The sequence below is a fragment of the Lutispora sp. QWL-02 genome (genome assembly GCF_058315355.1).
The window spans coordinates 3873167-3899474 of record NZ_CM177762.1; the positions used below are offsets into that span (position 1 = coordinate 3873167).

The 26308-nt window shown below is 43.6% G+C and carries 23 protein-coding genes and 1 riboswitch; of the genes, 3 read left to right on the top strand and 20 right to left on the bottom strand.

Annotated features, from left to right (window positions below):
• Positions 1–63: 63 nt before the first annotated feature.
• From AC4HCY_RS18470 to AC4HCY_RS18540, 15 genes are all read right to left on the bottom strand, one after another.
• Positions 64–1359, bottom strand: a complete 1296-nt coding sequence (locus AC4HCY_RS18470) for a homoserine dehydrogenase (protein WP_323432026.1) — start codon at positions 1357–1359, stop codon at positions 64–66.
• A 247-nt stretch (positions 1360–1606) separates the two neighbouring features.
• Entirely contained in the window at positions 1607–2443 is an 837-nt protein-coding gene (locus AC4HCY_RS18475; RefSeq protein ID WP_323432027.1) for a 3-hydroxybutyryl-CoA dehydrogenase, read from the bottom strand.
• Positions 2444–2457: 14 nt separating this feature from the next.
• Positions 2458–3234, bottom strand: coding sequence for a short-chain-enoyl-CoA hydratase (locus AC4HCY_RS18480; protein ID WP_491094846.1), 777 nt, complete (start codon positions 3232–3234; stop codon positions 2458–2460).
• Positions 3235–3247: 13 nt separating this feature from the next.
• Entirely contained in the window at positions 3248–4450 is a 1203-nt protein-coding gene (locus tag AC4HCY_RS18485; RefSeq protein ID WP_323432028.1) for an electron transfer flavoprotein subunit alpha, read from the bottom strand.
• 14 nt (positions 4451–4464) lie between these two features.
• Complete coding sequence (locus AC4HCY_RS18490) at positions 4465–5253, bottom strand: electron transfer flavoprotein subunit beta/FixA family protein (RefSeq protein WP_255226257.1); 789 nt, start codon at positions 5251–5253, stop codon at positions 4465–4467.
• 16 nt (positions 5254–5269) lie between these two features.
• Positions 5270–6409 (bottom strand): acyl-CoA dehydrogenase, encoded by a 1140-nt coding sequence (locus tag AC4HCY_RS18495; protein ID WP_491094847.1) that lies wholly within the window; start codon positions 6407–6409, stop codon positions 5270–5272.
• 292 nt (positions 6410–6701) lie between these two features.
• A complete protein-coding gene (locus AC4HCY_RS18500; RefSeq protein ID WP_323432030.1) occupies positions 6702–7580 on the bottom strand; it encodes a DMT family transporter in 879 nt (292 codons plus the stop codon).
• 349 nt (positions 7581–7929) lie between these two features.
• Positions 7930–9183: a phosphoribosylamine--glycine ligase gene (gene purD / locus AC4HCY_RS18505; RefSeq protein WP_323432031.1), complete on the bottom strand. Its 1254-nt coding sequence runs from the start codon at positions 9181–9183 to the stop codon at positions 7930–7932.
• A gap of 14 nt (positions 9184–9197) precedes the next feature.
• Positions 9198–10739: a bifunctional phosphoribosylaminoimidazolecarboxamide formyltransferase/IMP cyclohydrolase gene (gene purH / locus AC4HCY_RS18510; RefSeq protein ID WP_491094848.1), complete on the bottom strand. Its 1542-nt coding sequence runs from the start codon at positions 10737–10739 to the stop codon at positions 9198–9200.
• 328 nt (positions 10740–11067) lie between these two features.
• Complete coding sequence (gene purN, locus AC4HCY_RS18515) at positions 11068–11700, bottom strand: phosphoribosylglycinamide formyltransferase (protein WP_323432033.1); 633 nt, start codon at positions 11698–11700, stop codon at positions 11068–11070.
• Positions 11688–12728 carry a phosphoribosylformylglycinamidine cyclo-ligase gene (gene purM, locus AC4HCY_RS18520; RefSeq protein WP_491094849.1) on the bottom strand — a complete coding sequence of 347 codons (1041 nt, stop codon included), beginning with the start codon at positions 12726–12728 and terminating at the stop codon, positions 11688–11690. The genes purN and purM overlap by 13 nt, the downstream gene beginning before the upstream one ends.
• Positions 12729–12953: 225 nt before the next feature.
• Complete coding sequence (gene purF / locus AC4HCY_RS18525) at positions 12954–14309, bottom strand: amidophosphoribosyltransferase (protein WP_323432035.1); 1356 nt, start codon at positions 14307–14309, stop codon at positions 12954–12956.
• Between the two features lie 109 nt (positions 14310–14418).
• Positions 14419–14919, bottom strand: a complete 501-nt coding sequence (purE, locus tag AC4HCY_RS18530; RefSeq protein ID WP_491094850.1) for a 5-(carboxyamino)imidazole ribonucleotide mutase — start codon at positions 14917–14919, stop codon at positions 14419–14421.
• Between the two features lie 84 nt (positions 14920–15003).
• Positions 15004–16467, bottom strand: coding sequence for an NCS2 family permease (locus tag AC4HCY_RS18535; RefSeq protein ID WP_442916686.1), 1464 nt, complete (start codon positions 16465–16467; stop codon positions 15004–15006).
• A riboswitch (purine riboswitch) is annotated at positions 16467–16568 on the bottom strand. It overlaps the preceding gene by 1 nt.
• 133 nt (positions 16569–16701) lie before the next feature.
• Positions 16702–20463 carry a phosphoribosylformylglycinamidine synthase gene (locus tag AC4HCY_RS18540; RefSeq protein WP_491094851.1) on the bottom strand — a complete coding sequence of 1254 codons (3762 nt, stop codon included), beginning with the start codon at positions 20461–20463 and terminating at the stop codon, positions 16702–16704.
• 185 nt (positions 20464–20648) lie between these two features.
• On the opposite strand from AC4HCY_RS18540, the gene AC4HCY_RS18545 reads away from it, so the two are divergent.
• From AC4HCY_RS18545 to AC4HCY_RS18555, 3 genes are all read left to right on the top strand, one after another.
• Positions 20649–21533: a LysR family transcriptional regulator gene (locus AC4HCY_RS18545; protein WP_323432039.1), complete on the top strand. Its 885-nt coding sequence runs from the start codon at positions 20649–20651 to the stop codon at positions 21531–21533.
• A gap of 104 nt (positions 21534–21637) precedes the next feature.
• Positions 21638–21886: a type II toxin-antitoxin system Phd/YefM family antitoxin gene (locus AC4HCY_RS18550; protein WP_255226239.1), complete on the top strand. Its 249-nt coding sequence runs from the start codon at positions 21638–21640 to the stop codon at positions 21884–21886.
• Positions 21886–22149 carry a Txe/YoeB family addiction module toxin gene (locus tag AC4HCY_RS18555; protein WP_323432040.1) on the top strand — a complete coding sequence of 88 codons (264 nt, stop codon included), beginning with the start codon at positions 21886–21888 and terminating at the stop codon, positions 22147–22149. Before AC4HCY_RS18550 ends, AC4HCY_RS18555 begins: the two co-directional genes overlap by 1 nt.
• Positions 22150–22192: 43 nt before the next feature.
• Here the strand turns inward: AC4HCY_RS18555 and AC4HCY_RS18560 are convergent, their stop codons facing one another.
• From AC4HCY_RS18560 to AC4HCY_RS18580, 5 genes are all read right to left on the bottom strand, one after another.
• On the bottom strand, positions 22193–22672 hold the full coding sequence (locus tag AC4HCY_RS18560; RefSeq protein ID WP_491094852.1) for a PucR family transcriptional regulator: 480 nt from the start codon (positions 22670–22672) through the stop codon (positions 22193–22195).
• On the bottom strand, positions 22669–22905 hold the full coding sequence (locus AC4HCY_RS18565; RefSeq protein ID WP_491094853.1) for a PucR family transcriptional regulator ligand-binding domain-containing protein: 237 nt from the start codon (positions 22903–22905) through the stop codon (positions 22669–22671). The genes AC4HCY_RS18560 and AC4HCY_RS18565 overlap by 4 nt, the downstream gene beginning before the upstream one ends.
• 152 nt (positions 22906–23057) lie before the next feature.
• A complete protein-coding gene (locus AC4HCY_RS18570) occupies positions 23058–24233 on the bottom strand; it encodes a M20 family metallopeptidase (protein ID WP_323432042.1) in 1176 nt (391 codons plus the stop codon).
• A gap of 3 nt (positions 24234–24236) precedes the next feature.
• Positions 24237–24932 (bottom strand): hypothetical protein, encoded by a 696-nt coding sequence (locus tag AC4HCY_RS18575; protein ID WP_491094854.1) that lies wholly within the window; start codon positions 24930–24932, stop codon positions 24237–24239.
• 17 nt (positions 24933–24949) lie between these two features.
• Entirely contained in the window at positions 24950–25651 is a 702-nt protein-coding gene (locus AC4HCY_RS18580) for a DUF5058 family protein (RefSeq protein WP_491094855.1), read from the bottom strand.
• Positions 25652–26308 lie beyond the last annotated feature (657 nt).

Here is a 26308-nt window from a genome sequence, read left to right on the forward strand (position 1 = left end):
AGTATCTGCAATCTTTATTAAGCTTAAAACATCTAAGCCTCATTATATCAAAGGGATATAAAATTAACAATGGCCATTAGCTTCTACTCTGATAATACTGCAGACCTCATTGACGGCATCGAGGCCTCTTATCGATTCCAGAGCCTTATTAAAGCTGCTCTCCTTTACCTTTGAGGTGATCCACACGATCTCCGCAGATTCTCCTTCGGTTTTTTTCTGAAGCACAGACTCCAGGCTGACTCCAAAGGCGCCAAATACACCGGCAATCTTCCCCAGCACCCCGGGCTTATTCATTGCATTCAATCTTATATAAAAACTGGAGCTGTACTCTTTTGCAAAGACCTTATCAGCAAGGCAGCTGCAGTTTGGGAGCATTTTGTTTTCAGATGCAATCTGCCTGGCTATTTCCATGATATCCGATGCGACAGAGTTTCCTGTCGCCATCTGGCCTGCTCCCGGTCCATAAAACATGAGCTCCCCAACAGCCTCCGAATTTACAAATACCGCATTATTAACTCCATTTACAGAAGCCAGCGGGTGCCCCATGGGAAGCATGACAGGGCTCACTTTTACCTCCAGTCCGCCCCCTGTCTCCTCTGCAATCCCAAGAAGCTTTATGGTCCATCCAAGTTCCTTTCCGCACTCTATATCCCTTTTGCCTACTTTAGATATCCCTTCTCTTCTCACCATATTTATATCAACCTTGCTATGGAAGCCTATAGAAGCAAGTATAGCCATCTTGTATGCTGCATCATAGCCCTCCACATCTGCAGTGGGATCAGCCTCTGCATAGCCTCTGGCCTGGGCTTCCTTCAATGCATCTTCATAGCTGCTGCACTCCTGGGCCATCTTAGTCAGTATATAATTGGTAGTGCCGTTTACAATTCCCATTATCCTTTCCACCTTATCGGTGCATAGAGATCTTTTGAAGGCTCTTATTATGGGTATGCCTCCGCAGACGCTTGCCTCAAAGCCTAAGCCGACGCCAGCGCTATCTGCCTTCTCCAGAATACTCCTTCCCTTTTTGGCCATAAGCTCTTTATTTGCAGTAACCACATGCTTGCCGTTATCCAAAGCCCTCATCATATAGGAATATGCAGGCTCCTGCCCTCCCATAAGCTCCACTGCTATATCTATTTCCGGATTATCGATTATGTCCTCCGGATTGGTAGTGAGCAAGCTTTCCGGTATTTCAACCGCTCTTCTCTTATGCCTGTCTCTCACAAAGACTTTCTCTACAACTATCTCCGCACCTGTCTGGTTTTTTACCATCTCCGAATTTTCTGTCAATACTCTGTAGGTGCCTGTCCCAACAACTCCGAATCCCATTATCCCTACCTTTATTTTTTCTTTTGTCATGCTTATCTCCTCCAATATCATCCGGGAGCTTATCACTGCTTATGTAAATCAGCGGTGCTTGACTGCCGGGTACATATGTTTTTAGTGTTATGTTCTCTATTCGCGTACATCTGTATACATATAATAAACATTGTACCAGCTTTTATCACAATTTGCAATATTATAAGGGCTATAAGCTTGTTTAAGCTTATAGCCCTTATAATATTTATCGTATCTATCAGAGCCGAGATAAAAGCGGCTTATGCTTCTATCTGCTATAGTCGTAGAAGCCCTTGCCAGTCTTTCTGCCCAGAAGATTTCCTCTTACCATCTTTCTGAGGAGAGGGTGGGGTCTATATTTGGAATCACCGAATTCGGTGTATAATACTTCCATGATGGCAAGACATACATCATTGCCTATGAGGTCTGCCAAAGCTAAGGGTCCCATGGGATGGTTGGCGCCAAGCTTCATAGCCTCATCTATATCTTCAGCTTTGGCTACACCCTCTGCCAATATGGCAACTGCTTCGTTTATCATAGGGATAAGTATTCTGTTTACTACAAAACCAGGAGCTTCTTCAACTTCAACAGGCTTTTTACCTACCTGCTCGGCTAATTGGAATATCTTATCTCTGGTTTCTTGCGATGTGGCTATCCCCTTTATTACCTCTACAAGCTTCATCAAAGGCACCGGATTAAAAAAGTGCATTCCTATTATCTTGTCGGGTCTGCTTGTAGCACCGGCTATTTCAGTTATAGACAAGGAGGAAGTATTTGTGGCCAAAATAGCTTCAGGTTTGCATATTTTATCTAATTCTGCAAAAAGCTCTTTCTTTAGATGAAGCTCCTCTACAGCAGCTTCTATAACCAGGTCTGCATCTTTTGCGTCATCAAGATTTTGAGTGGGTTTGATAAAGGAAAGAATATTGTTCTTTTGTTCTTCTGTCATTTTGCCTTTTTGCACAAGCTTATCCAAGCCCTTAACAATGATCTTCATGCCCTTGCCCGGGGTTCTCTCTCTCATGCCGACTTCTATGCCAGCCTGAGCAAAGGTTTGGACTATGCCTGTACCCATAGTGCCGGATCCTAACACAAATACTTTCATATGATGCACCTCCATTAATTTTTAAAATCTGCTTTGCGCTTTTCTATAAAAGCTGTCATGCCTTCCTTCTGGTCTGTGTTTGCAAAACATAAGGCAAAAAGTTGGTTTTCTATGGCCACTCCTCCGTCAATATCTGTTTCAATGCCGCGATTTATGGCAGCCTTTGCATTTCTTACTGCGATCTGCCCTTTAGATGCTATTTTTTTAGCCATTTCAATTGCAGCCTGAAAAGATGTATTAGGCGGGACAACTTTATTGACGAGCCCAATTCTGTAAGCTTCTTCAGCGCCTATGATTTCGCCGGTAAAAATAATCTCCTTGGCTCTCTTCGTACCAACTATCCTTGGCAATCGCTGCGTGCCGCCGAAACCAGGGGTTATGCCCAAGCCCGTTTCAGGCTGACCAAATTTTGCCTGTTCACCTGCTATTATTATATCACATGCCATAGCAAGTTCACAGCCGCCCCCGAGAGCGTATCCGTTTACAGCTGCAATTACAGGTTTATTGATAATCTCGAGCTTTTTAAAAACCCGGGAGCCTAATTCTGCAAATTTCCTTGCTTCATCCGGAGTCATGTCTTTCATTTCCTCAATGTCTGCACCGGCTACAAAGGCTTTGCCTTCTCCGGTCAAGACTATTACATAAACTTCAGGATTTTTTTCCAGTTCATCCAGTACCGCATCCAATTCCAGAAGCACTTTGGTATTGAGAGCATTTAAGGCTTTAGGTCTGTTTATGGCAATAATCCCCACTCTTCCATCTTCAGTCAAAGACAGATTCTTAAATTCCATATGGTGCCCTCCTTTAATTTTGTTCCTTTAACTTCTTAACCTCTTCAATGAGCATGGGAACCACCTTGTAAAGATCGCCTACTATCCCATAGTCGGCAACAGAAAATATTGGTGCATCAGGATTTTTATTGATGGCTATTATGCAATCACTGCTTTGCATTCCGGCGAGATGCTGTATGGCTCCGGATATTCCGCAGGCAATATAGACCTTTGGTCTGACGGTTTTCCCCGTCTGTCCCACCTGATGATCATGAGATATCCAGCCGGCATCCACAGCCGCACGGGAGGAACCTACAACTCCGCCCAAAGCATCTGCCAGCTCTTTCATGAGCTTGAAGCCCTCAGGGTTTCCCAAGCCTCTTCCGCCCGAAACAATATACTGGGCTTCTATAAGATTGACTATTTGCTTGGCTGATTTTACTACCTCTTCTACATTGACTCTGATATCATCTTCATTAAGCTTGACCTTAACGCTTTCAACGATGCCTTTCCTGCTCTTATCCATCTCCAGCTTTTTCATGACCCCGGGCCTTACGGTAGCCATCTGGGGCCTATGCTTTGGAGTAACAATAGTAGCCATTATATTGCCTCCGAAAGCAGGCCTTGTCTGAAGAAGGATTCTCTGCTCTTCATCGATATCAAGCTTTGTGCAGTCTGCAGTCAAGCCTGTGTTCAGCCTTGCCGCAATCCTTGGCGCCAGGTCTCTTCCTATATTGGTAGCCCCTACGATCATAGCTTCCGGTCTTTTCTCATTGATGAGGTCTGCTATAACTTTAGTATAACCGTCAGTGGTATAATTTTGCAATAGGCGATGATTCGCATATATTACCCTATCTGCACCAAAGTGAATGAGCTCCTCGCATATGCCGTCGACCTCGTACCCCAGAAGCACAGCGGATAATTCCACACCCAGTTTATCTGCCAGCTTTCTGCCTTCCCCCAATAATTCAAGAGAAGTAAACATGAGCTTGCCCAGCCTCTGCTCCGCAAAAACCCAGACTCCCTTATATGCAGACAAGTCTATGCCTGTCTTTTTTTCTTCTCTTTCCACCAATATGGACTCAAATCTGCAGGAAGCTTCGCAGGCACCGCAATTGGTGCATTTATCATAATTGATGACAGCTTTGCCGTCTTCCATTTTTATGGCATCAAAGGGGCATGCCTTAAGACAAAGCCTGCATCCTCTGCATTTATCCTTTAATATTGTAACGCTCATCCTTTTCGCCTCCTCTATATTAAATGCTTTTCGCCGAGTTTGAAAAGCAGTTCACAGACCGTATCCCGTCCGCTTCCTTCCAGTACCATTCCCTGTCCCTTGGGGCTGGGAGTAAAGGTTTGTCTGACATTTGTAGGAGAGCTGTTAAGCCCGGTTTCATCGGAGCTTATATCAATATCCTTGGCATTCCATACCTCGACATTTTTTTCATTATATGCTTCAAATATTCCTCTTATACTGGAATATCTGGGCTGGTTCAGTTCCTTAATAGCGGTCAGCAAGCAGGGCATCTTTGTTGTAAGAACTTCGTAGCCATCCTCCAGAGCTCTGTGAGCTTTTACTACGCTGCCGTTTATCTCCAAATGGGTTACATAAGTTATTTGAGGTATACCCAAATCCTCAGCCAATTGAGGTCCTACCTGAGCTGTGTCTCCATCTATAGCCTGTCTTCCGCAGAAAATGATATCATAGTCTTTAATCTTCTTGACTGCTGCCGTGAGGGTCTTGGCAGTTGCCCAGGTATCAGAGCCTGCGAATGCTCTGTCTGATATCAATATAGCCCTGTCTGCGCCCATGGCCAGGGCTTCTCTTAATGCTACATCGGCTTGAGGAGGGCCCATAGTCAATACCGTTATATGGACATCCTTATATTTATCCTTCAGCTTCAATGCTTCTTCCAGGGCATTTTTGTCATCATGATTGATTATGCTTGGAACTCCTTCTCTAATGAGGGTGCCGGTTTTTGGATCTATCTTTACCTCATTGGTATCCGGGACTTGCTTTATGCAAACAACTATCTTCATCACATCGCACCTCCGTCTACTTAAGCAGGCTTGCAGCTATTACCATCTTCTGCACCTGTGAAGTACCTTCATATATTTCAGTTATCTTTGCATCTCTCATCATCCGCTCGATAGGATAATCCTTGATGTAACCATAACCGCCGTGTATCTGCACCGCATTGGTGGTCACTTCCATAGCAGTCTCCGCTGCGAACAGCTTTGCCATAGCTGCCTCAGTGGCGAAAGGCAGCTTCTTATCCTTTTTCACCGCTGCGTTATATACCAGGAATCTTGAAGCCTGAACCTTTGTTGCCATATCCGCATACATCCATTGAAGTCCCTGGAAGGCTGCCAGAGGCTTGCCAAACTGTTTTCTTTCCTTCATATATTTTGTACATTCATCCAAGGCTCCCTGAGCTATGCCCAAGGCTTGGGCCGCTATACCTATCCTGCCTCCGTCCAGGGTCTGCATAGCTATTCCAAAGCCTTTGCCCTCCTGGCCTAAAAGGTTTTCTTTCGGGACTCTGCATTCTTCAAAGATAAGCTCTGAAGTGCTGGAACCCCTTATGCCCATTTTGTTTTCTATTTTGCCTATGGAGAAGCCCGGGAAATCCTTTTCTACCATGAAAGCGCTGATGCCCCTTGTTCCCTTTGATTTATCCGTCATTGCAAAAATTATATATATATCTGATTCTCCGCCATTCGTAATGAAAACCTTGCTGCCGTTCAGTATATAATGGTCGCCGTCCAAAACAGCCGTGGTCTGCTGAGAAGCCGCATCAGTACCTGCATTAGGTTCTGTAAGCCCGAAAGCTCCCAGGTATCTGCCTTCTGCAAGGGGCTTCAAATATTTTTCTTTCTGTTCCTCAGTCCCAAACTGGTATATGGGATGTGCACCCAGGGAAGTATGGGCCGATAATATAACCCCTGTGGTTCCGCAAACCCGTGATAATTCTTCAACTGCAATTATATAGGATAAAGTATCTCCGCCGGCGCCGCCAAGCTCCTTTGGAAACGGTATGCCCATCATAGAATATCTGGCCATCTTCTCTACCGTCTCTCTTGGGAATCTTCCTTCTTCATCAATCTCCGCAGCGATAGGCTTAACCTCTTTCTCTGCAAACTCATGCATGAGCTTTCTGACCATTTCCTGTTCTTTCGTCAGGTTAAAATTCATATCTTTACCTCCTCACAATATGCAAGCACTTTGCAGCGCTATTGAAAAACGAGCGCTACATTGTTAATTTTTTAGCAAGTATTATGCCAAATATAGTTTATTTTCTCTAATCTCGGAGAATTCAATGCATTACAGCCATTGATTAAAATTCTCATCAATATTTCTTTTACAAAATTAGATAAAATTACGGCTCTTCTATAATTTTTTTCACAGCAAGAAAGGATTATCGCCGAATTTACGGCATCAATCCTTTCATGATTTTCTAAAATTTGTTGAATTTTTGATAACAATCCTATTTGCTTTTTGAAATAAATATGTATAGTCCTGTTAAAACAAGTATTTGACCGAGAATTTGCATCAAACCCGGTACTTCACCCAAAAACAGAAACGCCAAAAATGTGGCACCTATCGGCTCAAGCAGGCTGCATATGGATACGGTATATGCCGGCACATATTTCAATGCCCAATTGAAAACAGTATGTCCCAATATGGTGCAAAAGAAAGCCAATGCAAAAAATATTGCATAGTTATTTGGAGAGTATGGATAAAGAGGAATATCCATTAAAATGCATCCTAGCAGCAAAAACAATGTGCAGCTTCCATATACAATGAAGGTATAAGGCAAAAGCATTATCCTTTTTCTCAGTTCTCTTCCTATGAGCAAATATCCGGCTATAAAGAAAGCTCCCGCCAGGGCCAGAAAATCACCCATTAGCGCGGTGCCTCCCACTTTGAAGTCCGTTATGCCAACAAATGCACTGCCGACGACAGCTGTAAGCACACCCATGAGAGAGGCCTTGCTTATGCCCTCCTTGAAGAATATAAAGGAGCCCGCCACAACAAATATGGGAGACATCTGGACCAGAACCGTAGAAGCCGATACGGTGGTCAGCTTGAGTGAGGTGATCCAGGTTGCAAAGTGCAATGCGAGGAAAAAGCCGCTTGCGATTGCATACAGCATATCTCTGCCACTGATCTTCGCTAATTCCTCCCTATGCTTCACAAATACAACAGGACCTATCATCAATAATGTAAACAGCATCCTATAGGCTGAGATTATCATAGCCGGTGCATCAGAATACCTTACAAAAATTGATGAGGTAGAAACTGATAATACCGCAAGGATAAGTATAATATATGGATTTGGGGCTTTTGGCCTATGTTCTTGCATATACAACTCTCCATTCTCTTATATTGGCTTTATCATCATTATATCACGGCATTATATTTGAAGTATAGGTAAATAGCTGCTAGCCTCTGGTCATGGGTATTCCTTTTAGGCCGTGGAGGATAGCGGACTGAAACCACAGAAGGGCACTGAATTTTACTGGAAGGCACGGAGGATTTACACTAAAAGGCACAAAAGATATCAATCGTATAGAAAAATATCACTGCAGCGAAACAGAATAAGCATATGTGCAGTTCACAAAGGTATTGATCACTTACACATATGCTTATTCCTTACTATAGTATCGATAAAATAAATACTCTTCCGCGTTAATCCGTATTCTTTAAAATCCCTATCGCAGCAGTCCGATATCCTTCCTGTAATGGCAGCCGGTAAAGCTGACCTTGCCCATGTCCCTGTATGCAACCTCCCTGGCTTCGTCCAGTGAAGAGCCGAGAGCCGAGAATACCAACACTCTGCCTCCGTCGGTCACAACCTTGCCATCAGCATATTTTGTCCCTGCATGGAATATGATTCCTTCTTCTGCAGCCGTCAGCCCTTTTATCTCATGGCCTTTTTCATAATTCTCCGGGTAACCTCCCGAAGCCATTACCACGCACACGGCCGCATCATCATTCCACTCTACATCAATCTCATGAAGCCTTTCTTCTATAACTGCTTCCATTATCTCCGCCAAATCGCTTTCCAATCTTAGGAGCACTGCCTCTGTCTCCGGATCTCCGAAGCGGCAGTTGTACTCTATTACCTTAGGTCCGTTCTCAGTAATCATCAATCCAAAGTATAGCACACCCCTATAGGGTCTGCCTTCCTTATTCATAGCCTCTACAGTGGGGATTATGATCTTCTCCATAGCAATAGCCGCCGTCTTGTCATCATAATGAGGTGCCGGAGAGATGGCGCCCATTCCTCCTGTGTTGAGCCCCTTATCGTTATCAAAGACTCTCTTATAATCCTGTGCGCTCACCATCGGCAAAGCAGTTTTGCCGTCTACAAAGGCCAATATAGAGGCCTCCTTGCCTTGTAAAAACTCTTCTATAACCACCTTGTTCCCTGCATCCCCAAAATGCTTATCCATCATTATATCATCTATGGCTTTTACGGCTTCTTCTTTTGTGCCGGCAATTATTACCCCTTTGCCTGCTGCCAAGCCGTCCGCCTTTATAACCACAGGAAGTCCGAAGCTTTCCGCGTCCATCCTGGCCAAAGCTGCATCCTCATAGGTCTTGTATCTTGCAGTAGGTATATCATATTTTTGCATCAAGTCCTTTGCAAAGGCTTTGCTGCTTTCCAATAAAGCCGCATTTTGAGCAGGCCCGAATATCCTCAGGCCTCGGCTTTGGAAATAGTCAACTATTCCAAGGCTTAAGGGCAGCTCAGGCCCTACTACGGTAAGATCTATTTTATTATTCTTAGCAAACCGGCATAAACCTTCCACATTATCGGCTTTTATATTGACACATTCCGCCATCTGCCTTATGCCTCCATTGCCCGGAGCACAGCAGATGTAGCTTACCTTTGGGCTTTGAAGCAGTTTCCATATAATAGCATGCTCTCTGGCGCCGCTTCCAACTACCAAAACCTTCATACATTTCACCTCTCTTAATGTTTGAAATGTCTCATTCCTGTAAATATCATGGCTATGCCTTCTTTATTGCATACCTCAACAGAGTCCTTGTCCTTTAAAGAGCCACCGGGCTGGATGATGGCTCTTATACCGGCATTGGCTGCGGCAGCTGCGACATCCGGAAAGGGGAAGAATGCATCGGATGCCATAACTGCTCCTTTTACCTGTTCTCCAGCCCTGTCTATACTCATTTCTGCAGACCAGATCCTGTTCGTCTGGCCGGGCCCTACGCCTAATGTCCTTCCATCCTTGGCTATTACAATAGCGTTGGACTTTACATGCTTTACTACCTTCCAAGCAAATAGCAAGTCCTTCATCTCTTGTTCTGTAGGCTTCTTCTCAGTCACATAGCTTATGTCTTCAGCGGAGAAATCCTTGTAGTCAGAATCCTGAATCAGCAGACCGCCGGATACCCTCTTCAGCTCATAAGCCTCTTCAGGTCTGATCCTTATATCCTCCAGCTTCAAAACTCTCAGATTTTTCTTTTCTCTCAAGATTTCCAAAGCCCTATCGCTATATGAAGGTGCTATAACTATCTCCAGGAATATCTTAGCCAATTCTTCAGCCGTCTTTTCATCAATCTCTTCATTGACAGCTACGATGCCGCCAAAGATAGATATGGAATCTCCTTCATAGGCTTTCTCATATGCCTCGAAAATATTCTTTCCCACACCTGCGCCGCAAGGATTAGCATGCTTGACGGCTATGCAGGCAGGCTCATTAAACTCCTTTAAAAGCTCCAAAGCAGCATTTGCATCATTTATATTATTATAGGAAAGCTCCTTGCCGTTTAACTGCTCTGCATTATGGAGCCTGCCGGTAGTTTTCAATGCGTCCTTATAATAGGCCGCGCTTTGATGAGGGTTTTCACCATATCTCAAGTCCTGTGCCTTCTCATAGGTAAGGGTCAGAAGCTGCGGATACTTCTCCATCTCAGCTTTTTCCCATAGATAAGAAGCTATGAGAGCGTCATAATGAGCGGTATGATTGAAAACCTTAGCTGCCAGCTTAAATCTTGTTTTATCTGTCACTTGGCCTGTTTTCATGATTTCATCCAAAACCATATCATAATCCGATGGGTCGGTAATGACAGCTACATGCTTATAGTTTTTGGCTGCTGCTCTAAGCATGGATGGACCGCCTATATCAATGTTTTCAATGGCTTCCTCAAGGAGCACTCCATCCTTTTCTATAGTTTTCTTGAAGGGATAGAGGTTTACCACCACCATATCAATGGTGTTGATGTGTAGCTTTTCTAAGGTCTCCATATGATCCCGCTTTTCTCTCATGGCGAGCAAGCCGGCGAATATGTTGGGGTGAAGAGTCTTTACCCTTCCGTCCAGACATTCCGGAAAGCCCGTAACGTCGGATATGGATATGACCTTAATGCCTTCATCAGATAATGCCTTTGCAGTACCTCCCGTTGATATTATCTCTATGCCCTTTTCGTCCAGCTTTTTAGCAAAATCGATTATGCCGGTTTTATCTGAAACACTTATCAGTGCACGTTTTATCATAACTATCACCTTTCATTTTTATTTTACCCTCTTAGGTCAGCCACTAGCTTCTGGCTGCTAGCCTCTAGCATTAGGGCATTCCTTACGGGTCTTATTTAACCACGAAAAGGCACTAAAGGGTTCACTAAATTTCACGAAAGCTGTGTTTATTCTAACTTATTGCTTCATCGCTGGTACGCTAGAATATTATCATGATAAACGAACTATTTACCATAATATCAGCGTCTTTAAACGGTTCTCTTTCCTCCGTGAAAATCCGTGAAAGATTCAGTGTAATTCCGTGTTCCCCGTTTCCAGGACCCCAGCGGCATACTCAAATCCTATCAGCCTATTTGCCCGTGTTAATTCTAACTTTTCTGCCTTCTATCTCGAGCTTGCCGTCACAATACAGCCTTACTGCTTCGGGCAGCAGCTTATGTTCAGCCTCCAGCACCCTGGCTGCCAGGGCTTCCGGTGTATCATCATCCTCTACCCCCACAGCTTGCTGCAAAATTATGGGGCCTGTATCTGCTCCTTCATCAACGAAATGAACAGTAGCACCGGAAATCTTGGCTCCGTATTCCAGCACCGCTTTATGAACCTTTTGCCCATAATAGCCCTTGCCGCAAAAAGCAGGTATGAGGGAAGGATGTACGTTCATTATCCTATTCCTGTATTTTTCTATAAATGCTTTGGACAAGATACTTAAGAATCCGGCCAATACCACTAAGTCTACTTTGTGTTTTTCCAATTCATCTATAAGGCAGTCCATGAATTCATCATTATCACAGAAGCTCTTTTTATCTATGACTATGGCTTCTATTCCATGTTTTTTGGCTCGATCACAGCCATAGGCATCTTTTTTATCAGATATGACTATAGAGATTGCGCCCTTTATCTTTCCCTTTTCGATGTCATCAATCAAAGCTTGAAGATTAGTGCCGCCGCCGGAAATCAAAACACCAATCCTTATTTTTTGCAAAGCTCCATACCCCCTTCTCCCGCTGCGATCTCTCCAATAATGTATGCCTTTTCTCCCATAGCCTTAAGGGAAGCCATTACGCTGTCTGCTTCAGCTTTGTCCACCATCATGACAAGGCCTATCCCCATGTTGAATGTATTATATAATACCTGATCTTCAATCTTGCCTAAATCCTTCATAAGCTTGAATATCGGGAGTATCTCCCAGCTTCCCATCTCTATTTTTGCTTTTAAGCCCTGCGGGATGGTTCTGGGAATGTTCTCAATAAATCCGCCGCCGGTTATATGCGCTATCCCCTTTATATCATGCCCTTCTATAAGGCTGAGGATGGTTTTTACATATATTCTTGTAGGCTTTAGCAGTTCTTCGCCAAGTAAGCCCGTAAGCTCCGGGAATTTATGATCTACTTTATAATCATTGACTCCAAAGAAAAGCTTCCTTACCAAAGAGTATCCATTGCTATGTATACCGCTGGATTGAAGCCCTATGATAACATCACCCTGCTCCATCTTTTCTCCGTTGATGACCTTAGGCTTATCTACTGCACCTACGGCAAAGCCTGCGAGGTCATACTCCTCATCCTGATAAAAGCCGGGCATCTCCGCAGTCTCTCCTCCTATCAAGGCGCAGCCCGCATCTATGCAGCCGTCGCATATCCCTTTGACAATGGCTTCTGCTTTTTTGGGGTTAAGCCTGCCTGTGCCTATGTAGTCAAGGAAAAACAGGGGCTTTGCTCCGTGGCAGGCTATATCATTTACACACATAGCGACACAGTCAATGCCTATGGTGTCATGCTTATCCATCATGAAGGCTATCTGAAGCTTTGTTCCTACTCCGTCGGTTCCGGAGACCAAAACCGGCTCTTTCATGCCTGATAAATTGGGCATAAAGAAGCCTCCGAAGCTTCCCAGGTTGCCCATGACGCCGGGTATATTGGTCTTTTTCACATGCTCCTTCATAAGCTTGACCGCTTCATATCCGGCTTCGACGTCTACTCCGGCGTTCTTATAAGTCAATCTATCATCCATTTATATTCACCTCTTCTATTAATAATCAGGTATGCCTCTGGGGTTTATTGAACCACTGAAAGGCACTGAACTTTACACCAAAAATCACGGAATGGAAATTATATTATTCGTTAAGTTTTTACATACTCTGTGACCTCCTGCCGCCAGAGCTCAACCCTAATTTCCTGAGTTCTGAGCTCTGAATCCTGAGCCCTGGCCTATAAGGAATACCCTAAAGCCATCCGCCTATCTTCGGCAGTCTAACGGTATCGGATATTCTCCGTTGAGGCATGCGGTGCAATAGCCCTCGCCATCGCTGTCCACAGAAGCCAGCAGTCCTTTCAGGCTCAAGTAGCCCAAGCTGTCTGCTCCGATATACTTTCTTATCTTTTCCAAAGGGTTTATTGCTCCGACCAATTCCTCAGTTGTAGGAGTGTCTATGCCATAGTGGCAGGAATGTATCACCGGCGGTGAGGCGACTCTCACATGAACTTCAGTTGCTCCGGCATCCCTCAATGCCTTGACGATCTTTCTGCTTGTCGTTCCTCTCACTATGCTGTCATCCACCATTACCACTCTTTTTCCCTTAATATTGCCCTTCAAGGGATTGAGCTTAAGCTTAACGCCAAGCTCCCTCATGGATTGGGTCGGCTGAATAAAGGTTCTGCCTACATATCTATTCTTTATCAAGCCAACGGAATACGGAATTCCCGATTGATTTGCATAGCCTATGGCAGCCGGGGTTCCTGAATCCGGCACCGAAATAACCGTATCGGCTATGGCAGGCTGCTCTGAGGCAAGTATTTTCCCTGCATTTTCTCTTGCCTTGTACATGCTGATACCGTCAATAATGCTGTCAGGCCTTGCAAAATATATATATTCAAATAAGCAGCCCTTCTTTGGTATCGTGATGCTGCTTTGTATACTTTTCATTCCATCCTTATCTATGACTATTATCTCACCCGGCTTCACATCCCTCATGAACTCCGCGCCCAGAGTATCAAGAGCGCAGCTTTCCGAAGCCAATGCGTAGCCATCATCAAGCTTCCCGATGACCAATGGGCGGAGACCATAACCGTCTCTTACGGCTATGAGCTTGTCAACTGTCATTATAACCAAAGCATAGGAGCCCTTTACCATGTCCATGGTATCTTGAATTGCGTTAACGATATCGCCTTTATAGTTTCTGGCTATCAGTGCCGCTATCACTTCACTATCTGTGGTGGTGCTGAAGATCATGCCTTGATCCTCCAGCTGCTCTCTCAACGCTTCCGCATTTACCAGGTTGCCGTTGTGAGCCATAGCCAGGTTTCCATTCTTAAATTTGATCAAAATAGGCTGGGCGTTGGCTGCAAAGCTTGCGCCTGAAGTCGAGTAGCGCACATGTCCTATGGCCATGTCTCCCTTCAAAAGGCTCAATATCTTATCGTCAAATACCTCATTTACATAGCCCATATCCTTATAGCAGGTTATTATGCCATCATTATTTATAGCAATGCCTGCACTTTCCTGGCCTCTGTGCTGCAAAGCCACCAGGCCGTAATAAGCTCCGTTAGCTGCATTTATATTGCCCTTATCATAGATACCAACTATTCCACACATTTTATAATCTCCTTTTTTAGTCTCTAGCTTCTAGCCGCTAGCCTCCGGCATTAGGGTATTCCTTCTAGCTCCAGCGCCCTACCCTAAAACCCTGAGTTCTGAGTTCTAATTAAAATTCTTCTTCACTTACTCTTTCGTCTTTTTTTATTACTTCCTGCTCCATATTCTCCCTATGGAGCTTTAAGGCTTTTCTCAAAAATTCGTACTTTATCGAAAGCATCTCTACAGCAAGAAGCCCTGCATTTTCTGCTCCGTCGATCCCCACTGTGGCCACCGGTATGCCCGAAGGCATCTGAACTATGGATAATAAAGCATCCATCCCGTCCAGAGCAGAGGATTTGATAGGTATCCCTATCACCGGAAGTACAGTATATGCTGCCAGCACCCCGGGCAAATGAGCAGCTTTGCCGGCCGCCGCTATGATCGCGTCGAAGCCCTCTGCTTCTGCCCCCTTTGCAAAGGCGGAAGCCCTATCCGGTGTTCTGTGGGCAGATATTACCCTTACTTCAAAATCAACCTTGAATTCCTTCAGAACCTTTATGGCTTTTGCCACTATGGGCAAATCTGAGTCGCTTCCCATTATGATTGCAACCTTTGGATTTTTATCCATGTATCTCCCTCCTAGTTAAAAACTCTTCCCATTTGTTGAAAGAATCCGATTAAAGTCTAGCTCTAATCGGATTCGCAATTTACATCAACCAGCCATCGTAGCAAATCTCAGTATAAACAATAATGCCAAGATATAAACCACAGGATGAACATCCTTATGCTTGCCTGTAACAATCTTTATAACGGGATATGCGATCATTCCTGCTGCTATTCCATTTGCAATGCTGTAGCTGAAAGGCATCATAACTATTGTGAGGAATGCAGGAAAAGCATCTGAAAAATCATTGAAATCGATCTCTTTCAATGCACTCATCATCAAAACTCCTACTATGATAAGAGCAGGAGCCGTAGCCTCTGAAGGCACCAGGCCTACCAATGGAGCAAAGAACAAAGCCAATATGAACAATGCAGCGGTAACCACAGAAGTGAGCCCTGTTCTGCCGCCCTCCAATACTCCTGCGGCGCTTTCAACATATGTGGTAACTGTAGATGTCCCAAGCATAGCACCTGCTGAAGTTGCAACAGCATCTGCCAACAAGGCCTTATTGACCCTTGGAAGCTTGCCGTCCTTATCCATCATGTTTGCTTTTGAAGCTGTTCCTACTAAAGTTCCTATAGTATCAAACATATCTACGAATGAAAAAGAAAGTATAACTGTTAAAATGCTGGTGATTGCCGTTGCAAGAGTGGCCCCTTCTCCGATCTTTAATAAGCCTGCAAAATCCATCTTCATAAAGGTGTGGGATATGCTGGGCGGAGCGGATACCAGGCTGAAGCCTTCAGGAATGGCAACCACGCCGGTAAAAATGCCGACCAAAGTCGTAGCAAGAATTCCTAAGAGCATAGAGCCTTTTATATTTCTGCTCATGAGTATTGCCGTAAGAAAAAGTCCGAATATAGCCAAAAGAGTATTTGGAGCCGTCAAGTCCCCAAAGCCCACTAATGTTGCAGGATTGGCAACTATGATCCCTGCGTTTTTAAATCCTATAAGTGCTATAAACAATCCTATACCGCCGCTTACTGCATGCTTAAGAGACATGGGTATAGAGTCAATTATCATTTCTCTGATCTTAGTAAGAGTAATAAGTATAAATACCAAACCTGAGATGAAAACTGCCGCTAAAGCTTGCTGCCAGGTATAGCTCATGCCTAAAACTACTGAAAATGCGAAAAATGCATTGAGTCCCATTCCCGGAGCCTGAGCAAAAGGATAGTTGGCATAAAGCCCCATTATCAACGTTCCTATTGCTGCTGAAATACATGTAGCAGCCATTACTGAGCCTACAACAGGGTCGTTGAATGCATTGAAGGGAATTGCCGCATCACCTAAAGCGCCTTCTAAATTCATTCCTGCCATTTTAAGAATAGATGGGTTTACAAAAATTATGTAGGCCATTGTTACAAAGGTCGTGATGCCTGCGATAATTTCTGTTTTCACTGTAGTGTTGTTTTCTTTGAGTCTGAAGTACTTTTCCAAGATATTATTCCCCTTTCCGTTATTGTGTGACAAAAATAAAATGGATGGGCAGTGAAACCCATCCAAAAACATGGATCGTACATTTCACTCATAGTCAAACAATTTACGGCTGTTTGGTAGAAACTTTCGGGCCATATTCCCGATATTATATGAGTAATTCAATGCGATATAAGTTTTATCGACAAATTAATACTATCATATAACAGGACAAACCGTCAAGCTTTTTTCGAACTATTTATCATTAATTTGTTATTTAATACATTTAAATACGAACTATGCTCATCACTATCATATTTATCATTCGTGTTATTTGGAGAAGTAATCTGCTCCGGCTCTGAATATGCTTTGTTCTTTATTGCCCGGCACATTTTTATATACATATTTCGCCACTCTCTCAGAATGAGCCATCTTGCCGAGGATTCTGCCGTCCGGGCTGGTTATGGCCTCTATTGCGTTAGCAGAACCGTTGGGGTTATGAGGGAATTCCGCTGAGGGGCGTCCCTCTTCATCCACATATTGAGCAGCTATCTGGCCTTTTCTTGCCAGTTCCTTTATCAGCTCCTCGTCCCCTACAAATCTGCCTTCTCCATGGGACACAGGTATCGTATGAATATCTCCTACGTTAGAATAGGCAAACCATGGCGATAAGGTTGAGGTCACCTTTGTGCTCACCAGCTGAGATACATGGCGTCCTATTTTATTATAGGTCAGAGTCGGACTGCTCTCGTCAATATCCCTTATCTCGCCGTAGGGCAGGAGTCCCAGCTTTATAAGCGCCTGGAAACCATTGCATATTCCTATTATCAAGCCGTCCCGGTTGTTTAAAAGCTCCATGACGGCCTCCTTCACGTAATCATTCCTGAATACCGCCGCAATAAATTTACCGGAGCCGTCAGGCTCATCCCCTCCGCTGAAGCCTCCGGGGAATGCCAGTATCTGAGAAGCCCTTATCCTCCTGGCCAATTCTTTTACCGATTCCTCAATATCCTTTGGAGTAATATTCTTTATCACCATTATGTCCGCTTTGGCTTTGGCATCTTCAAAAGCTCTTGCGGTATCATACTCGCAATTGGTGCCCGGAAATACAGGTATCAGAACTCTGGGTGCCGGAGACTTTATGACCGGCTTTTGGGTATTTCTCCCCTTGTATTCCACTTCAAATACACTATCTGCTTTTTCCGCCTTGGCCGGGAATATAGATTCCAAAGGTCTGCTCCAGCGGTCATGAGCTTCTGCCAGTTCTATTACTATGCCATTTACATCTATTATCTCTTTATTCCAGGTTTCACCCAGGCGGATGTGTGAAATGCCCGGCAATAGCACGGATAGATCAACTTCCATTCCGAATTCCAATATAAAAGAGCCGAAATCAGGCATAAAAAGCTTTTCGTAATCATAATTCCCAAAAACTTTCATACCTATTCTATTCCCAAAGCACATTTTAGTCAGCGCAGCAGCGGCACCGCCTTCTTTTACAGTGGAAGCGGAAAGCACATGGCCCGCTTTGACCAATTCATGTACTCTATCATAGGTTTCTTTTAAGCTTTCAAAATCCGGCAAGCCTTCTTCATCCCTTTTCACAGGCAATAACACAATTTGGCTGCGGTTGCCTTTGAACTCCTGGGACACTGCATGCTCTACATTCATGGGAGCCAGCGCGAAAGCCACCAAAGTAGGAGGCACGTTCAAATCCAGGAATGTTCCGGACATGCTGTCCTTGCCTCCTATAGCGGGTATGCCCAGATGCTTCTGAGCCATATAGGCTCCTAATAGAGCAGCGAAGGGCTTGCCCCATTTCTCCTCATCCCTGCCTAACTTTTCAAAATACTCCTGGAGGGTCAATCTGACCCTCTTATAATCTCCGCCCATTGCTACGACCTTTGATACGGCATGGACTACAGCATATATGGCGCCATGGAAAGGGCTCCAGCTTGATATATAGGGATTGTAGCCATAGGTCATCACCGTCCCGGTGCTTGTATTTCCGCTCAGTACAGGAAGCTTCATCAAAAGCCCTTCGCTGGGCGTCGCCTGATGCTTCCCTCCAAAGGGCATCAAAACAGTATTGGAACCAACAGTAGAGTCAAATTTCTCCACGAGCCCTTTTTGGCTGCATACGTTCAAGTCCTCCAAATTCTCCAGCCAGGCTTTTTTCATATCTGAAACATCGGCTTTTCTGCCGCTGAAAATATCTTCTCCTTGAGGCATTGCTATTCTTACATTGGTCTTTTGCCTTATGCCGTTGGTATCTAAAAACTCTCTGCTGATATCCACTATGGGATTGTTTCTCCACATCATGGTCAGCCTGTTTCCATCGGTCACATGAGCCACCGCAACGGCTTCCAGATTTTCTTCAACCGCCATCCGGATAAACTCCTCTTCATTCTCGGGGCTTATGACAACCGCCATTCGCTCCTGGGATTCGGATATGGCCAGCTCAGTCCCATCCAGGCCTTCATACTTCTTCGGCACCGCATCAAGATTTATATGGAGCCCGTCCGCCAATTCTCCGATAGCCACAGATACTCCGCCTGCGCCGAAGTCGTTGCATTTCTTTATCATAGTGCTGACCTTTGGATCTCTGAAAAGCCTCTGGATTTTTCGCTCTGTAGGCGCATTCCCTTTTTGCACCTCTGCTCCGCTGGTTTCAAGGGATTTCTCATCATGCTCCTTCGAAGAGCCTGTAGCTCCGCCGCAGCCGTCTCTTCCGGTCCTTCCTCCCAGCAAGATTACAACATCGCCGGCAGAAGGAGCCTTCCTTACCACATTAGACTTGGGAGCCGCTCCAACCACAGCTCCTAATTCCATCCTCTTGGCAACAAAGCCTTCATGGTAAACCTCCGCTATTTGCCCTGCTGCAAGGCCTATCTGATTGCCATAGGAGCTGTAGCCCGCTGCGGCACCTGTAGTTATCTTTCTCTGGGGCAGCTTGCCGGTTATGGTATCAGCTACAGGGGTCCTGGGATCGCCGCTTCCGCTGATCCTCATAGCTCCATAAACATAAGACCTTCCCGAAAGAGGGTCCCTTATGGCGCCGCCCAAGCATGTGGCAGCTCCGCCGAAAGGCTCTATCTCGGTGGGATGGTTGTGTGTCTCATTTTTGAACATGACCAGCCATTTTTCCGTCTTGCCGTCAACCTCTGCTTCCACTTCGATGCTGGCGGCGTTTATTTCATCGGATATTTCCAGATCCTCCAGTTGGCCTCTCTTTCTCATCTCTTTCATAGCCATCTGGGCCATATCCATAAGGCATATTTCTTTCTTCTTTTCTTGATATACAAAGCTTCTTCCTTCCGAATAAAGCCCAAAGGCTTTTTGGATCACATCTTTGTATTTACCCTCATCAATAGCAACCTCATCGATTATTGTGTCAAAGGTGGTATGTCTGCAGTGATCGGACCAATAGGTATCAATAACCCTTATCTCAGTGATAGTAGGGTTCCTTTTCTCAGTTTTTTTGAAATAATCCTGACAAAAAGCCAGATCTTCAAGGCTCATAGCAAGACCCAGCCTGCTTTGCAAGGCTTTAAGCCCTTCGGCTGTTTCGTGGATAAAGCCCTCTAAAACCATAACGTTTTCAGGAATTTGAGCCTCAGATGCCAAGCTGCTGAATTTTCCGAGAGCTGCCTCCCTCATCTCAACGGGATTTATATAATAGGATTTGATTTTTGAAAGCTCCTGCTCCGATATGCTCCCTTTCAGCACTATAATATTGGCAGTCCTGACGACCGGCTTGTCTTTTATGCTTATTATCTGAAGACATTGAGCAGCCGAATCAGCCCGCTGGTCATATTGGCCGGGCAGATACTCCACTCCGAATACTTCATCCTTTTCATCGTTCTTCAATTCTTCATCATATACGAAATCTATGGGCGGTTCGGAAAAGATGGTATTTCTGGCCTTTTCATAAACCTCATCGCTTATGCCCTCTACATCATATCTCCTTATTATCCTTAAAGCTTCAAGTCCTTTTATTCCCAAATTCTCCTTCAAATCTGCCAGAAGAGATTTTGCTTCTACTGCAAAATCAGGCTTTTTCTCCACGAATATTCGTCTTACATTGTTCATATATATTTCACTCCCATTTTTATTTATCCCGTTTAAATTTTGTTTTTGCCGCAATCATTTGTTTTGCTAGCTGATAACGATTGCAAAAGCTTCGAGTTTTCAGTGCTTTACAATTAAAGTTTAGCATAGTATTATTAATTATAATAATTAATGTTTCTAATGTTATTTATAAGGAGGGCTTATATATGGATGTCAATTTCGAGCTTTACAAGGTTTTTTACTATGTAGGCAGGTACAAAAGCTTTTCAGAAGCTGCCTCCAAGCTTTATATTTCCCAATCGGCGGTGAGCCAATCCATAAAAACTCTTGAAGCAAAGCTGGGCAGCAGGCTTTTTATAAGAAATACAAAAAATATAAGGCTTTCTGCGGAGGGAGAAAAGCTTTTTGCATATGTGGAGCAAGCCGTCAACCTTTTTTCCAAAGGAGAGCGGCTTTTGGACGAGATTCAGAACCTCAAGGAAGGGGAGGTCAGGATAGGCGCCAGCGACACCATATGCCGGCATTTCCTGCTGCCTTATATAGAAAAATACAACGATTTGTACCCCAATATCAAAATCCATATAATAAACAGAACCTCCCCGGTGTGCACAAGCCTTTTGCAAAAGGGCGAAGTCGATTTGGCAGTTGTGAATATAGATGAGGAAAATAAGTATAAGAGCTTTGAAGTCCGGATACTGAAACAGGTCGATGATATTTTTACAGCAGGAAAAAAGTATGAACAGCTGAAGGGAAAGACTATATCTCTGGCAGAGCTTTCACAATACCCTTTGCTGGCTTTAGAAAAAAACACCAATACAAGAGTTTTTTTCGATAAGCTGTTTCAGCAGCATGGTTTAAATGTAAAGCCCGAAATCGAGTTGTCCAGTGTGGACCTGTTGATAGATATGGCAAAGATAGGCCTTGGCATATCCTATGTGACAAAAGAAGCTGCCTCCCTTGCCATGGGTGAAGGCAGCCTTTTTCAGATAAATCTCAAAGAAAATATAAGCCCCAGATGCCTGGGGCTGCTGATACACAAAGACATCCCCCTCCCTGCAGCAGCCCAGGAGTTTGTCAATGTACTAAGATAAATTTTTATTTAAAACAAAAGTGTACATTATAATGTACATTAACATTGACAATATCATTTGCGTACATTATAATGTACATACAAGATAGATTGGAGGTATATGGCATGATTAATACAAATATCACTAATTTCAGAAAGAATCTGTTTAACATGTTGGAACAAACAATAAAATATAATGAGCCTGTCAACATCAGCACTAAAGACGGAAATGCAGTAATTATCAGTGAAGATGATTATAACGGCTTGATGGAAACACTTTATCTATGCTCCATTCCGAATATGCGCGAACGCATCATGGAAGGCTTAAAAACACCAATTGATGAATGTATTTCTGAAAACGAGGTCGAATGGTAATGTATTCCATCGTTTATGATAAAAATACTTTAAAAGATATACCAAAGCTGAAAGCTGGCAAACTTGACAATAAAGCCAAAGCACTCATTGATATATTACGAAAAAATCCTTATCAATCGCCGCCGCCATATGAAAAGCTTCAAGGCGATTTACAAGGTGCATATTCTCGCAGAATCAATATCCAGCATCGGCTTGTCTATGAAGTCATTGAAGACATGCAAACGGTAAAAATCATCAGCATGTGGTCTCACTATGAATTCTAGCAACAAGCCTAACAACCTTTATATTGATATATAAATCACAGTCTTACTTTTTCACCATATTTATAAACTTCAAGGCGATTTCAGCCTTTAATCTCTCCGTCGAATCCTCCAGGTCAATATTGCACAATTGCTGTATCTTGCCAATCCTGTATCTTACGGTATTGCTATGAAGATATAGCTTTTTTGCTGCAATATTATAATTTGATTCACTTTCCAGAAATGCTTTGAGGGTCTCAAGCAATTCCTCTGCATTTTCCTCGTCCAATAAAGGATATATATTTTTAAAATTGCTTCCGAAGCTTTTTCTCTGCATGTTCTCTACTCTGATCAGTCCAAAGGGCCCAAGGTCTTCAAAGGCCACAATACTTGAATCGGGATAGATATGCGAGCCTATCTCGATTGCCTTTAGAGCCTCCATATAGCTTTTCTTCATATTGCATATATCCTTTTCCGGATCTCCTATGCCTATTTTAAAATAATAATTGGATATATTTGCTTCCAATTCTTTCAGTATATTTTTCAAGCGGATTTATGCTTGAAAAGGTGCATTATCACTTCCTTGAAAAGCTCAGTATTGTCCTTGAAAAGATATCCTGAGGTAATGACGAATTCCTTGCCTTTAAACCATTTGTATCCATCGGGGGCATCAAAAAGAACAACGGCCTGTGCTTTCAGATCTAAAGCTTCCTTCCCGGCTAATATTCTATAGCCTGAAAAATATTGTGACTGAAGAATTTCTCTAACGGTTACTCCCATATTACCACCCCAAAATATTATAACACTTGATAGTTCACATGAAAATTACAAATCCTGGTGTTGTATATAGTTTAAGAGCATGTACTTCAGCGCACATGCTCTTGCTTACCGGTTCTACTGATCTCCATAGGGTTTTCGAAGCGAGTTTAGATTCATAGAACCAGATATCTCTCTATCATTGCGCAATAGAAATGTACCGCTTCCATAAGGCTGTCTACAGTTACATGTTCGTTAGGCTGATGGGCCATATTAGCATCCCCCGGTCCATAGAATATGCAGGGCAGCTCTTTTGCCGGCAAGAATACGGAGGCATCGGTGTAAAAATTAACACCTGCGGCTTTAATATCTTTATTAAACTCTTCCCTTACAGTATCCACTGCTAACTTTACAAAGGGATGGGATGCCTTTGTTTCTACTGCAGCCCTGTCGTTCAATACTTTAATATCTGCCTTGAAATCATCGATGTCGGAAGCCAGCTTGCTTATCATCTTTTCAAAATCTTTTATTATGTCACCGTGATGCATTCCCGGCACTGTCCTCATATCAATGGTCACACTGCATTTGTCGGGCACCACATTGGTCTTGACCCCGCCTTTTATTGTAGAGATATTCATGGTTGGATGCCCTAATATTTCATTGTCTTCATACTTGAATTTATAGCTTATAAGCTCAGAAAGCAGTGCATTCATGTTTACAACTGCATTTATTCCTTTCTCGGGGAAGGCACCGTGAGCGGTTTTCCCATAGGTTGTTATCTCTATCCAAAATGCTCCTTTTTCTGCTGCATTCACGCCGCAGGAGCTCGGCTCTCCAATTATTATGGCGCCTACTCCATCAAGGCCGCCGTCTTTAACAAACTTAACGGCCCCTATGCTGTCCGTCTCTTCGCCTGCAGTAGCGCTGTATATGAAATCTCCTTTGAGCTCCAAGCCTGCCTTTTTAACAGCCTTAAGAGCCATTAGCATGGCAGCCAGTCCACCCTTCATGTCCGCCGAGCCTCGCCCGTATATTTTCCCATCCTCTAATGCTCCGCTGTACGGACTATGCTTCCACTCAATATCTCCCGGGGGCACCGTATCCAAATGCCCGTTGAATAAAAGAGCTTCTCTTTCACCGCTGCCTTTTATTCTTCCTATTACATTGGCTCTATTGTCGCTTACATCATCTATGTAAGCATCAATCCCAAAAGCCTCCAGCTTTGCCTTGATGAATTCTGCCAAAGGCTTCTCATCTCCAGGCTCATTAACGGTTTTGAACTGCACCATTTCCTGAAGAAGCGCTACTGTTTCGTCTCTGTCGATATACTTTAATATATCTTTGTTATTCAATGCTTACACCTCTCTGCTCTGATCAGCTTTATTTTTTCTTTTAAATGAAGTTATCGCATAGCCTATAGTTGTAAATATGCATATAGGTATGATAGCCCAAGTAGGCAAAACCTTTACAACACCTAACAGAAACATTCCTATTCCTATAGCAAATACTCCATATTTAGGATACTTTATCGAGAACATTACAAACAATGCACCGAATATAGCAGGAAGAACAAAATCAAGAGCTTTTACCACTATGGGAGGGAAATATTTGAATAGCTCGTTGCCTGCTACTGCCGCCAGAGTGACTACAAGAAGGTTTGTTATTATAGACCCTGCTATGCCTATCGTGGCAACCAATTCAGCTTTTTTGGAACCCGGCTCAACCTTTAATACCTCCTGGGCCACTGCGGCGCAAGGTACTCTCATGTTGGCAATATTTCCGCTCAAAAAGGACATATAGGTTCCCGAAAGCCCTAATATAGGGAAATAGGATATCGGTTCAACTATATACCAAGAGCCATATATAGAGGCTATTAAAAACCAGCCCGTCAATATGGAGCCAAGAGGCGGCAAAGCGCCATAGCGTATCCATAGATAGATTGCCGGTAAAAAGCATAAGGGTACGGACAATAGAAGGGTCCATCTTCCTGCACCTATTATATGCTTGGTAAAGGATTGCTCATAACTTTCATTCAATAATTTATCTTCCATTTATGTTGCCCCCTTTATTAAAAACCTATTATCAATACAGATGTAAACATTCCTATCAGCATGGCAATGCCTAAGTTATATTCTGTAAGACCCGGGACCTTCCTGGATATATTAACCAATACTGCCATTGCCAAACCTGCTATAACTGAAGCTATAAGCCTTCCACCGCCCGCTAATATGTGTCCGGTAGTAAGATAAGCCATCGTGCCAAGCATGGCAGCCCCGCCTATTTCACCCATCAGCTTTGTATTGCCGCCGGCAATCTTATCCCTTAATGAATCCAGCTTATGAGTAAATAATCCGCAGAATAATAACCAGCCGCTGCCGTTTAGTGTCATTGCCCAAACTGAATTGGCATATTGAAGCACTCCATAATCCGCTGATCCAAACTCAACACCCATAGCTTTGGCTCCCATTGCCGAAGCGGTGAGTTCCGTGGGTGCGGCACCGATAATTGCAAGCCTCATCCAAGTAACGGGAGCACCGACCACAGCCATCATACCCAGCATAACGATAAAAACGGCAATAGCAGGGCCTATAGCAGATATGGCTCCTACTCTGAATGCGTGCCAGCATTCTTCTTTCGTAAGCTTGACAATATGGGCTGTCTGGAAAGCCCTCTTAGTAAATATAACTGCTTGGACTGCTACTAAAACAACCACAGGTAAGCACATCAGCCATAGGATCGGATCGTTGGCGATTTTTAAATATTCCTTCATAGTCTCCCTCCTGATATAAATAATTTCAATGATGCATCACTCATCTATTGAATAATTCTATAGGCAAGCCCATTATCTTTTGTATGATAGATAGAACTTAAAGCATATATTTGTATGCTTGTGATTTACTTAAAACTTTTAAGGCTTTTTTGCATATATGTACAAAGAATAAAATAAAAAGGACTAAATTCGGAGACCCGAGTTCCTCGTATAATGAGAGTTGCTTTCTATTTTTCTTCCGCTTCCGTTTATGAAGCTGTTCGATTGCAGTACGGTGCAATTTCATCACTTCATAATGGTATTACAAACTATATTTACAAAAATTACGACGAAATTATTCAGATATGATACATTTTATACTTTTATTATATTTTCATCTTTCATTGCTGCCCGCCTCCTTTTCTTGACAAGTCTTTGGGTGAGGCGATCAAGTATAATAGCCACAACCACTATAGATATGCCTGGCATCAGAGCCTTATCCATCTCTGTGCGGTTTGTAGCTAAAAGTATTTACATGACAAGGCCGTTTGCGCCTATAAATATGCAGTTTACAATCACTGACATGGTCATCATAATTGTTTGGTTTACTCCTGCCATTATCGTTGACATTGCTTGAGGTATCTGTTTTGACAAAAAATTATGGTTTTATTTAACCTC